The 12,213-nt window shown below is 65.4% G+C and carries 4 protein-coding genes and 2 pseudogenes; 3 read left to right on the plus strand and 3 right to left on the minus strand.

Translation table 11 applies throughout. The features are described 5' to 3' along the window. Positions 1-119: 119 nt before the first annotated feature. From UC34_RS19740 to glnE, 3 genes and pseudogenes are all read right to left on the minus strand, one after another. A pseudogene (locus tag UC34_RS19740) lies at positions 120-1,264 on the minus strand (IS3 family transposase); the annotation flags it as partial. Positions 1,265-1,343: 79 nt separating this feature from the next. Next, positions 1,344-1,811, minus strand: a pseudogene (locus UC34_RS19750) (transposase); the annotation flags it as partial. A gap of 110 nt (positions 1,812-1,921) precedes the next feature. Then, positions 1,922-4,735 (minus strand): bifunctional [glutamate--ammonia ligase]-adenylyl-L-tyrosine phosphorylase/[glutamate--ammonia-ligase] adenylyltransferase, encoded by a 2,814-nt coding sequence (glnE, locus tag UC34_RS19755; protein ID WP_044458450.1) that lies wholly within the window; start codon positions 4,733-4,735, stop codon positions 1,922-1,924. A gap of 228 nt (positions 4,736-4,963) precedes the next feature. Here glnE and UC34_RS19760 point away from each other — a divergent pair, with 228 nt between their 5' ends. The 3 genes from UC34_RS19760 (at position 4,964) to tldD (ending at position 11,845) form a co-directional block, all read left to right on the plus strand. Further along, positions 4,964-9,391 carry a YhdP family protein gene (locus tag UC34_RS19760; protein WP_044456888.1) on the plus strand — a complete coding sequence of 1,476 codons (4,428 nt, stop codon included), beginning with the start codon at positions 4,964-4,966 and terminating at the stop codon, positions 9,389-9,391. 55 nt (positions 9,392-9,446) lie between these two features. Next, positions 9,447-10,304: a carbon-nitrogen hydrolase family protein gene (locus tag UC34_RS19765; protein WP_044456889.1), complete on the plus strand. Its 858-nt coding sequence runs from the start codon at positions 9,447-9,449 to the stop codon at positions 10,302-10,304. 80 nt (positions 10,305-10,384) lie between these two features. Beyond that, complete coding sequence (tldD, locus tag UC34_RS19770; protein ID WP_044456890.1) at positions 10,385-11,845, plus strand: metalloprotease TldD; 1,461 nt, start codon at positions 10,385-10,387, stop codon at positions 11,843-11,845. Positions 11,846-12,213: the final 368 nt, after the last annotated feature.

The following is a 12,213-nucleotide window of genomic DNA, read 5'->3' on the forward strand; positions in this document are numbered from 1 at the left end:
TAGCCTCCGTTGAGCGGTAAGTCGCGGGCTGTCCAATGCCGAGCGGCGTCATGGTCGTGATAGACGGGCCGCCGCGCGTGCGTATAGAACCCACACGGGAACATGATTTCGCTTTTCGTGTACTCGGCTTCGAACTCGAGCGGCGAACGGTAGCCGAGGCTGCTGTGTAGGCGGCGAGGGTTGTACCAACCTTCGAGGAACCAAAATAGACGACCTCTGGCTTGTTCGTGAGTATCGAAGTGCTCACGCATGAGCAGTTCCGATTCGAGTGTGCCGAAGAAGGATTCACACATCGCGTTGTCATAACAGTCGCCGGCGGTACCCATCGAAGGGCGTACACCCGCTTCACTGCAGCGCCGTCCGAAGGCAATCGACGTATATTGACATCCCTGATCGGAATGCAGAATGACCCCGCGAGCGCGACGTTGTGCGAGCGCCATATCGAGCGCTCGTAGCATCAATTCCGTGTACAGGTGAGTGGACATCGCCCAGCCTACGATACGCCGGCTGAACACATCAAGCACGACGGCCAGATACAAAAATCCCTCGCCGCTTGGAATGTAGGTGGCGTCTGCCACCCACAGCACGTTCGGCGCTGCGGCACTGAAGTGGCGACGCACCAGATCAGGAGCTCGCCGGGCTCCCGCGCGCGCACGCGTCGTGCATTTCCATTGCCTGCGACTGGCCCCGCACAGGCCCGCCAGACGCATGAGCCGCGCGACCCGCTTGCGCCCGACATGCTCGCCTTCACGTTTAAGCTGGGCATGGATACGCGGCGCGCCATAAGTGCCGCGCGAACTGGCGTGCAGCGTGCGAATACGCGCGAGCAACTGCGCGTCGCGGCACGTCCGTCTGGACGGTTCTCGCATGAGCCACGCGTAGTAGCCGCTGGTGGAGACTCGCAGCAACCGCGCCATCGTGGCAATGGGCCAGCGGGCCTGGTTCGCCCTCATGAATCCGTACCTTTGGACGGTACGGCATCCGTCTCCCGAGCGAACCAGGCAGCCGCTCGAGAGAGTATGTCGCGCTCCACCTCGAGTTGGCGCACCTTACGGCGCAGCCGTGTCAATTCCTGCCGCTCGGCCGTGGTAAGCCCGTCCTGACGCACACCGGAATCACGATCAGCCTGCGCAACCCAATTGATGATGCTTTGCGCTGTCGGTTCGAACTCGCGCGCCAACTCCTCAGGCGTACGTCCTGCCTTCACCAATGCCACCATCTGTGCCCGGAACTCCGCCGGGTACGGTGTTCGATGCTTCCTCATGACGACACCTCCTCTTCAAAAAGAATAGGTGTCCGTTTTCACGGGTCAACTTCACCTTGGCCCGGAGCAGTTCGTCCAACTTTTTTAGGTACGCCACCTCCGCGCGCAGGTATTCGATTTCTTTGAGCAGGTCTTCACGCGCACGCTCGTCGCCGGGCGTCGTCGGCTGGGGTGGCTGTTTGGGTTGGGACATCTTGGGTGGCCGGCCTTTACGGCGAGGCTTGAGAGCTTCGAAACCACCCTCATGATACTGGCGCTCCCAACGGCTGACACTATTGCCTTCGCGTAAATCGAACACCGCGCATGTGCGCTGGTACGACAGCTCGTGATGCCACATGTGCTGGAGCACCGACATCTTGAACTCGGCACTATAGGTTTCGTGCTTCTTGCGAAGCCCTGCGTCGCCATGCTCCCGATAAGCATTCACCCAACGCCGTAGCACCGTACAACCAACACCGTACTTCTGGCTTACATGCCGGCTGCCACGCCCACCGTCTAGATATTCACGAACTGCGCGGCGCTTGAACGCCTCGTCGTACTTCGTCATGCAAAAACCCCCAAGGGTTGGATTTATGTCCAACTCTTGGGGGTCAGTTCAAACTTCGACCGCCCGTTTGTTTTTCGGCGACACAAGCCGTCACCGCGCATCGGTGTGCCTCAGACCGGCCCAGCCTCGGCGAACACCGAATCCCACAGCGCCATCACCGCATCGCGTTCGGCCTCGATGTCGGCCGCGGGCACGCGCGCCGCTTCCACGCCGTCGAGCCGCAACTTGTGCTGGCGCTTGCGATAGGTCCGATACGCCGCCGCTGCCGCGTCGGCCAGCGTCGCGTCGATCAGCCCAAGCTGCGCCGCTTCGCGCAGCAACGCGATGTTGCCCGCATTGCGCAGCAGCGCCGGGTGCGCCCCCGAGTGCAACAGCACCAGATATTGCACGGTGAACTCGATATCCACCATGCCTCCGCGGTCGTGCTTGAGGTCGAAGAGCTTCGACGGGTTCGGATGCCCTTCGAGCACCTTGCGGCGCATGGCCACGATTTCCTGCGCGAGCGGCAATGCCTCGCGCGGCGTCGCCAGGACCTGCGCACGGATGTTCTCGAACGCCGCACCGATGGTTTCGTCGCCCGCGCAAAACCGCGCCCGCGTGAGCGCCTGATGCTCCCAGACCCACGCCGTATTCGCATTGCCCTCGCGGAACTGGTACTGACGGAAGCTCTCGATGTTGGTTACCAGCAAACCCGACAAGCCGTTGGGTCGCAGGCGCAAATCGACATCGAACAACATGCCGGCTCCCGTGTGCGTGGTCAGCCACGTGACGAAACGCCGGGCGAGCGCGGCGTAGGCGTCCGGCGCACGGTCGTCGTCATCGTCGTAAAGAAAGATGAGATCGAGGTCGGACGCATAGCCCAGCTCCTTGCCGCCGAGCTTGCCGTAGGCAATGACGGAGAAGCGGGGCACTTCGCGATGCCGCGTGGCCACATGCGGCCAGACCGTGGAGATCGTCACATCGACGATGATGTCCGCCAGCTCGGAGAGCCGGTCGCCGATGGCTTCCACCGACAACGTGCCTTGCAGGTCGAGCAGCAGGATGCGGAAGACTTCGGCGTGATGCGCGCGCCGCAAAATGTCCATCTGCACTTCGACGTTGCCCGCCGCGCCCGCCGCATTGAGACTCAGCAGCAACTGCGTCTTGAACGACGGCCAGTCGAAGGGTGCTGCCAGCGCCTCGTCGTCGAGCAGTTCGTCGAGCAATTGCGGATGGCTGATCAGATAGCCTGCCGCCCAGCGCGAGCCCGCCAGCACCTTGACCACGCGTTCCAGCGCACGCGGGTACTCGGTGAGCAACGCCAGATACGAACTGCGACGACTGATGGTCGAGAGCAGGTCGAGCATGCGCGCGAGCACGGCATCGGCCTCGCCCGTGCCCGCCGCGCCTTCGACCGCGCGTTGCACGAGTTGGTCGAAGCGCCGACGACTCATCTCGCCGAGCGCCTTGTAGCGCGACGACGTCCAGACCGCACGCAGGCGATCGAGCGCTCCTTCGGCGTCGGAGAAGCCCAGGCGCGCGAGCTGATTGCCCAGATCGCCCGTCTGCGCCTCGTCGGCCAGACATTCGCTCCAGAGCTCCGGCGGGCATTCGCAGTCACCGCTGCCGCCTTTGTTTGCGCCGCCTTTGTTTGCACTGCCATTGGCCTTGTCCGCGAAGATTTCATCGAACTGACCGGCGACGAACTCGCGGTGCTCGTCGAGCACGGTCATGAACGTCGCTTCATCCGGAAAGCCCATGGCGCGCGCCACTGCGAGACGGTCGTCGCCCGGGCCCGGCAGGATGTGCGTTTGCGCGTCTTCCAGATACTGAATCCGGTGTTCGAGCCTGCGCAGGAAGACATACGCGTTCGCCAGCGCCTCGGCCACGCTTTGCGCCAGCCACCCTCGCCGGGCGGCCACGCCCAGCACGGCAAGCGTCGGCCGTACGCGTAATTCCGGCTCCTGCCCGCCGCGAATCAGCTGGAAGACCTGCGCCGAGAACTCCACCTCGCGAATGCCGCCGCGCCCGAGCTTGATGTCGTTGATGCGCGCGGGTTTGGCCCGCGCACGGCGCTCGGCTTCATGCCGGATTTGCTCATGCAGCGCGCGAATCGCGCCAATCACGCCATAGTCCAGATACCGGCGGAACACGAACGGCTGAACCAGCGAGCTCAGCAGCCGCTCGATGCGTCTGCCCGGCTCACTGGCGAGCTCGGACACCAGCCGTCCCTTGATCCACGCGTAGCGCTCCCACTCGCGGCCCTGCACGTAGAAATACTCTTCGAGCATCGGCAGGCTGCAGACGAGCGGCCCCGAATCGCCATTGGGGCGCAAGCGCATGTCTACCCGGAACACGTAGCCGTCCGGTGTGAGCTCGGAGATCAGGCCGATCAGCTTGCGGCCGAGCTTCGTGAAGAATTCGTGGTTGGAGAGCAGGCGCAGCCGCCCGGCGGCGGCTGGATCGGCGTCGTCCGGCGCCGTGGTGTCGCCATCGTCCTCATACAGGAAGATCAGATCGATGTCGGAAGACACGTTCAGTTCGCGCCCGCCGAGCTTGCCCATCCCGACTACGCCCAGCGTCTGGCGCTGCCCTTCCGCGTTGCGCGGCACACCGTGAATGGCTTCGAGTTCGCGCGAAAGCACCGCGATGCCCGCCTGAACGGCGAATTCGGCAAGCGCCGTCATGGCTTCGGTCACTTCGGACAATTCGGCGCGCCCGTCCAGATCGCGCTGCATGACGGTGCACAACGCCTCGACGCGCAGCACGCGCAAGGCCCGCGTGAGCGCCGCCTCGTCGAGACCGCAGGCGCCGGAGGGCTGCTCGGGCGGCGAGAGCTGCGTGCCGGTAATGGCTTCGAAACGACGCGCGAGCCAGCGGGCGTCGACGGGGTGCTCCGCGAGCGTCGGCAGCGCCTCGGCCAGCGCCGGACGGCTCGCGAGCATGCGCGCGGCATATCGCGAGTAGGACTGAATATCGATCGGGGTTTCGGGTGAACTCACTGGCGGGGTTCCGGTCAGCAAAGGATGAAGAGACTTTCGCATGCTTACCTGGGCGCGATGAGACGCCGGATCACATGTCTGTTTCTGCGACGGCCGGGCCATCGGGCGGCCTTGGGCTTGTGTTACAGTCTTTGCCACAGAAACTACCACATTACCTCGTAGACGCGCAGCATGACCGACCGTAAGCCGCCCGCCTCGCCCACTGCGACCCGGTCCTGGTTCTCGTCACTGCCGCGTGGCTTGCGCCTGGGTCTGGAATGGCTGCTGGCGCTCGTCGTCATCGTCTACTTCGGACTCGGCGCCGTCATCCTCGCGACCCGGTACGTCATCCTTCCCCGTGTGTCGGACTACCGCCCGCAAATCGAGGCGGCGGCCACCCGCGCCATCGGGTTGCCCGTCACGATCGGCAAAGTCGACGCCGACTGGCGCGGCTGGCATCCCTATCTGACGCTGGAAGACGTTCGCATTACGCCACCGGCGCAGGGCACGCCTCCCAAGGCGTCGACGATTGCCCGCGTGGTGGCGCCCCTGCGTCGCCACGCGGCCACGGCTTCCGGCGCCGCAGCCGCCCCCGAGCCTGCCTCCGCGTCGGCCGCCGCCGGTTCCGGCAATCCGCCAGTGAGCTATGCCCCGCCGGGGGCGCCGCCGCCCGTGGAGCCTAGCCTCACGCTCCACCGGCTCGACGCCGTGCTCTCGTGGACCAGCCTGATTCACTTCGACGTGCGCCTGTCGAATCTCACGCTGCATGAACCGGACGTGACGGTCGAGCGCCGCGCCGACGGCTCGATCCTCGTCGCGGGCATACCGGTGTCGGGCAACGCGAAGACGGACGACACGCAGGCCGCCGACTGGCTCATGCGTCAGGCGCGCATCGTCGTGCGCCACGGCACCGTGCGCTGGCGCGACGCCACGCGCGACGTGCCGGAGGTCGTCCTCACGGAAGTCAACGCCATGCTGCGCAATCGTGGCTTCGAGCATCGCTTCGGTATGCAGGCAAATCCGCCGCCCGGCATTGTCGCGCCGCTGGACATCCGGGCACGCTTCACCAATCCGTTGTTCGCACGCCCGGGTGAGGTCAAGCGCTGGCGCGGGCAGATTTACGGCGACGTCGGCACCCTCGACGTGGCCGAACTGGCGCGGTACGTGGCGCTCCCGGGCAAGGATTCGCGCGGGCGCATCGCCGCACGCGCCTGGGTCGACTTCGATAACGGCATCGTGACAGGCGCCACGCTGCGGGCGGCCGGGGCCGACACGTCAGTACAACTGGCCGACGATTTGCCGCCCCTCACTTTCGACGCCACGCAGGGTCGTATCGACTTGAGCCGTGTCGGCGCACCGGCCGACTCCGCCGACTCAGCCGGTTCGGGCTGGAAACTGCGGGCGCGCGAGCTGAGCTTGCAAGCCGCCGGCCGCCCCACGCTCGATGTGCCCGAGCTGAGCGGCAGCTTCACGCCCGGCAGCGCCGGGCACGGCCTGCACGCGGCCGTTGCCGGTCAGCGCTTCGACATCGGTGCGGCCATGGCGCTCGTGCCGTCGCTGCCGATCGATCCGCAGACGCGCGACATGCTCGCCAGCTTCCGCCCGCGCGGGCGCGTGTCGAACTTCAACGTCACCTATCAGGCGCCCCGGCCCCACGGCCCGACCAACTGGCGCGACCTGCCGGGCATCAAGCAACTGCCCCCCGAGCGCGAGCGCTATCGCGTCGTCGCCGATTTCGAGAATCTCGGCATCGACAGCCAGCCGGCGCCGGCGGCGCAGGCGCGCCCGAATTCCCCCAACGCGGGACGCCCCGGCTTCGTGAATCTGAGCGGCCATGTCGACGCGGACCAGACACGCGGCAGCCTCTCGCTCAATGCGAAGAACGCCACACTCGACTTTCCCGGGCGCTTCGACCAGCCGCGCATCGATCTCGACACGCTCACGGCGCGTACGTCGTGGCGCGTCTCTCATTCGGCGACCCAACGCGACGCGCCTGCCAACGTGCAGGTTCGCCTCGACGCCGTCCACCTGCAAAATCCCGAACTCACGGGCGACATCAGCGGCACATGGCAAAACGGCGGCAAGGGCAACGGTATCGTCGATCTGAAGGGCACGATCGTTCGCGCCAACGCCAATGCCGTGCCGCGCTATCTGCCCACGGATATCGGCGCGAGCGTGCGCGATTATTTGCAGCGGGCGCTGATGGCGGGCACCGTGCAGAATGCGCCGTTCGCCGTGCAGGGCGATCTCGAAGACTTTCCCTACGGCAAGGGCGGCGGCAAATTCCGTATCGATATTCCGCTGGCGGACGTGACGTTCAATCCTTCGCCGTTGCGTCCGGGTCATACGGAAGTGTGGCCGCCGTTCGAGAAAGTACGGGGCAATCTGCGTTTCGACGCCGACAAGCTGCACATCGCCATCGACAGCGGCTCGGTCTACGGTGTGACGCTCACGCAGGTGCAGGGCGACATCAACGACATCGGGCAGGACGACTCCACACTCACGCTCAAGGGCGACGCGCGCGGTCCCGCGATGGACTTCGTCAAATATCTGAATGCCAGCCCGGTAGGCCACTGGATCGGCGACTTCACCGACGAGACGAAGGCGAATGGCACGGCGCAACTCGCCATGCAGTTGTCCATGCCGCTCGAGCATACCGAGCGCTCGAAGGTGACCGGCCGCGCGCGCTTCCTGCGCAACGACATTACCCTGCTCAACGGGCTGCCGACCTTCGGCGCGGTCGATGGCGAACTGGCCTTCAACGAGCGCGGCATCTCGCTCGAGAACCTGCGCGGCACGTTTCTCGGCGGCGAGGTACGCGCTTCGGGCGGTAGTCGCGACGACGGCACGATCGTGCTGAACGTCAACGGACAGATGAGTGCGCAAGGATTGCGCGAGAACCGGGAGAACGCCACGCTGGCGCAACTGGCCAAGCGCATGACCGGCAGCACGCCGTATACCGCGACGGTGACCGTGCGTCAGGGCATGACGGATGTGGCGGTGCAGTCGACGCTGGCGGGACTGGCCGTGAACTTGCCGGCCCCGCTCGGCAAGAGCGCGGAGACGTCGCTGCCGGCGCGCTTCACGATGCGTCCGCAGGCGGGCTCGCCAGCCACGGGCGGGCGCCGCATCGATACGCTCGACTTCGCCATCGGCAGCGTGCAGGCGAATTACGTCCAGCAACGCAATGGCGCACGCGTGGAGGTGCTGCGGGGCGGCATCGGTATCAACCAGCCCGTGCCCGCGCCGCGTGAGGGCGTGCAGGCCAGCGCCCAGTTCGACACCCTCGACGTGGACGCCTGGCGAAACGTGATCGCCTCGCTCGGCAGCGACGCCGTGACGCCCGGCACGCAAGGCACGCCGCCCGCGCCAGCCGCAACGGCGGCCGCCGCCCGCGACGAGTTCGGCGCCATCACCCCGTATCTGCCCACGCGCCTCGCCTTGCATGCGAAGCAAGTGCGTCTGTTGTCGCGTCAGTGGCCGGAACTGGTGGTCGGCGCGCAGCGCAACGAGCGCGACTGGCAGGTGAGCCTGGCCTCCGAACTGGTCTCCGGTTTCGCCGAATGGCAGGCGCCGAACGACAAGAGTCCTTCCGGGGCGATCCGCGCTCGCCTGGCCAAACTGGTGATTCCGCGTGAAGACCACGGCAGCGATGTGCTCACGCAGGTGCTCGACGAGCCGAGCGACGAATTCCCCGCCATCGATCTGGTCGCCAACGACTTCGTGCTGCGCGACAAGCCATTGGGACGCCTGCAACTCAATGCCCACAACGACACGGAAGACGGCGTGCCGGTCTGGCAGCTCACCAAGCTGGAACTGAGCAACAGCGCCGCCACATTGGACGTGAAGGGCAACTGGCGCACGTCGCGCCGCAGGGCAGCGGCCGCGGCGGCAGGCGGCGAAGACATCCCGCGTCGCACCGTTCTGGACTTCAACCTCGACGTAAAGGACGCGGGCGGTCTGCTCGACCGGCTCGGTCTGCCCAAAACGCTCAAGGACGGCTCGGGTACGGTCTCCGGCCGTTTCGGATGGCGCGGAGGCCCCGACGCCATCGACTATCCGACGCTGGGCGGTCGCGTCGCGATCGATCTCAAGCGCGGCCAGATCCTGAAGGCCGACCCCGGCCTCGCCAAATTGCTGGGCATTCTGTCGGTGCAGACCCTGGCCAAGATCCTGACGTTCGACTTCAATAGCGTGCTCGGCAGCGGTCTGCCGTTCGACAGCATCGACGGCAACGTGACAATGCAGGGTGGTGTGGCGAATACCAGCGACCTGACGATCAACGCCAACGCCGCGACCATCAAGATCGACGGCCACACCGACCTCGCGCGCGAGACGCAGGACCTCAATGTGCTGGTGCTGCCGAAGATCAACGCGGCGTCGGCCTCGCTCGCCTGGGCGATCATCAATCCGGCGCTGGGTATCGGGTCGTTCTTCGCGCAGTTGGCGCTGGGCGACCAGCTCTCCCGCACGCTCTCGACGACTTATCACGTCACCGGCTCCTGGGACAATCCGGTCATCGGACAGGGAAGCGGCAATAAGAGTAAGATCAACGCATCCCCGGACGCCCGGCCGGAGGCGCAAAACAACGTCCAGCCGACCGGCATGCGCGGCCACTGAGCGCACACCGGGAAATCGCTACCGCAACGATCATCGCCCCGAAAACCGCTATTTCATGACGAGTTCCGAAACGAAGCCAGCCGCACCGCCCGTTCCCGCGCAAACGCCCGTACGCGTGGCTGCTGTCCAGATGGTCAGCGCACCGGACGTCGAGCGGAATCTGCGCGAAGCGGCCCGTCTGGTGGCCGAAGCGGCGCAGGCCGGTGCGCAACTGGTGCTGTTGCCCGAGTACTTCTGCTACATGGGACAACGCGATACCGACAAGCTCGCCCTTCGGGAGACGCCGGGCAATGGCCCGATTCAGGATTTCCTGAGCGAGACGGCCCGCCGGCACGGTGTCTGGCTGATCGGCGGGACACTGCCGCTGGCGGCCCCCGAGCCCGAGCGCGTGCTCAACACGACGCTGGTCTTCGGGCCTGACGGCGCGCCCGCTGCCCGTTACGACAAGATTCATCTGTTCAATTTCGTCAAAGGCGAAGAGGCCTACGACGAGGCGCGCACCATTTGCCCGGGCGAGGCGGTGCGGACCTTCGAAGCGCCCTTCGGACGCGTTGGTCTGTCGGTCTGCTACGACCTGCGTTTTCCCGAGTTGTACCGTGCCATGGGCGACTGTACGCTCATGGTCGTACCCGCCGCCTTTACTTACACCACGGGCCGCGCGCACTGGGAATTGCTGCTGCGCGCGCGGGCCGTCGAGAATCAGTGTTACGTGCTTGCATCTGCGCAAGGCGGACACCACGAAAACGGGCGGCGCACCTGGGGGCACTCCATGCTGATCGATCCATGGGGCGACATCGTCGCCCGGCGTGAAGCGGAAGGCGCCGGCGTGGTCTTCGGCGACATCGATCCGGTCCGGCTCGCCGGCGTGCGCCAGAGTCTGCCCGCATGGCGGCATCGCGTGCTGCAAGGTTGATACCTCATGTCGATCGCGCGAAGTTGATTTCGCCGGATTCGCCCTCATCTACCGAATACATTTCCTTGGCCTGACACCGCATGAAAATCATCGACACCGGCATCCAGAACCTGGCCACGGCCCGCGAGCTGCTGCTCACGCCGTACGGCCTCGACGAAAGCCATCTCCAACGCGCCCTCGGCGACATCTTCACGCATCGTGTGGATTACGCCGACCTGTACTTCCAGTACACGCGCAGCGAAGCGTGGAGTCTGGAGGAAGGCATCGTCAAATCGGGCTCGTTCTCGATCGATCAGGGCGTGGGTGTGCGCGCCATCGTGGGCGATCGCACGGCATTCGCCTACTCCGACGACATCTCCGACATCGCGCTCAAGGACGCCGCAGCCGCCACGCGCAGCATTGCGTCGGCCGGCCGCGGACGCGTGAAGGTCGGCACCAAGCTGGCGAGCGCCGGCGGTCACGGACTGTACCTGCCCTCGGACCCGCTCGCGTCGCTCGATGCCAACGGCAAGGTTGCGCTGCTCGAGCGCATCGAAAAGCTCGCCCGCGCGCGCGATCCGCGCGTGTCGCAGGTGATGGCCGGGCTGGCCGGCGAGTACGACGTCGTGCTCGTGGCGCGCAGCGATGGCGTGATTGCCGCCGACGTGCGTCCGCTCGTGCGGGTGTCGGTCACCGTCATCGTCGAGTCCAACGGACGCCGCGAAATCGGCAACAGCGGCGGCGGCGCCCGCCTGGATTACGGTTACTTCACCGACGATCTGCTCGAAAAATACGTCAAGGAAGCGGTCGATGGCGCGATCGTCAAGCTCGACGCCCGCCCGGCCCCCGCCGGCGCGATGACCGTCGTGCTCGGACCGGGCTGGCCCGGCGTGCTGCTGCACGAGGCCGTCGGCCACGGGCTCGAAGGCGACTTCAACCGCAAGGGCTCGTCGGCCTTCTCGGGTCGTCTGGGCGAGCGCGTGGCAGCCAAGGGCGTCACCGTGGTGGACGACGGCACGCTGTCGAACCGCCGCGGTTCGCTGAACATCGACGACGAGGGCAATGCGACGCAGTGCACCACCCTCATCGAAGACGGCATTCTGAAGGGCTATATGCAGGACAGCCTGAACGCGCGCCTGATGAAGATGCCGGTGACCGGCAACGGCCGACGCGAATCGTACGCCGCCCTGCCCATGCCGCGCATGACGAACACGTACATGCTCGGGGGCGACAAGGATCCCGAGGAGATCATCAAGTCGGTCAAGCGCGGCCTGTATGCGGTGAACTTCGGCGGCGGTCAGGTCGACATCACCAACGGCAAGTTCGTGTTCTCGATGTCCGAGGCTTACATGATCGAAGACGGCAAGATCACATATCCGGTCAAGGGCGCCACGCTGATCGGCAATGGCCCGGAATCGCTCAAGGACGTGACGATGATCGGCAACGACATGTCGCTCGACTCGGGCGTGGGCGTGTGCGGCAAGGAAGGCCAGAGCGTACCGGTGGGCGTCGGTCAGCCGACGCTGCGCATGGAAAACATGACGGTCGGCGGCACGGCCTGAGCGGAATCCGTCGCTCCGGAGGACGGAAGCGCGTCGCCGGCGACGAAATTGCGCACCGCAAAAAATGCGCGAAGCATAGCAAGGCGCCCGGGTCAAACCGGGCGTTTTCGCATGTTAATTCGAAAAGGCGATTTTTCAACGCAAAACAGCGCATCGAAATGCGGAGATTCCGCGCGTTTTTCCGTCCTGTAGCGGTCACCTCGGTTGCAGCGTCATTCGATTAGGCGTATAAAGTTGTTTCTGTGCACGGCAATCCGCCGGCAAAGCCATGTCCCAGACATCCTTCATGATCGCCAGCCAGTTTTACTTTTACTTTTTTGCGTATCTCACACCGCTGGCGGATGGAGAGGGACAGTTGCAGCAGTAAG

The sequence above is a fragment of the Pandoraea vervacti genome (assembly GCF_000934605.2).
Lineage (GTDB): Bacteria > Pseudomonadota > Gammaproteobacteria > Burkholderiales > Burkholderiaceae > Pandoraea > Pandoraea vervacti.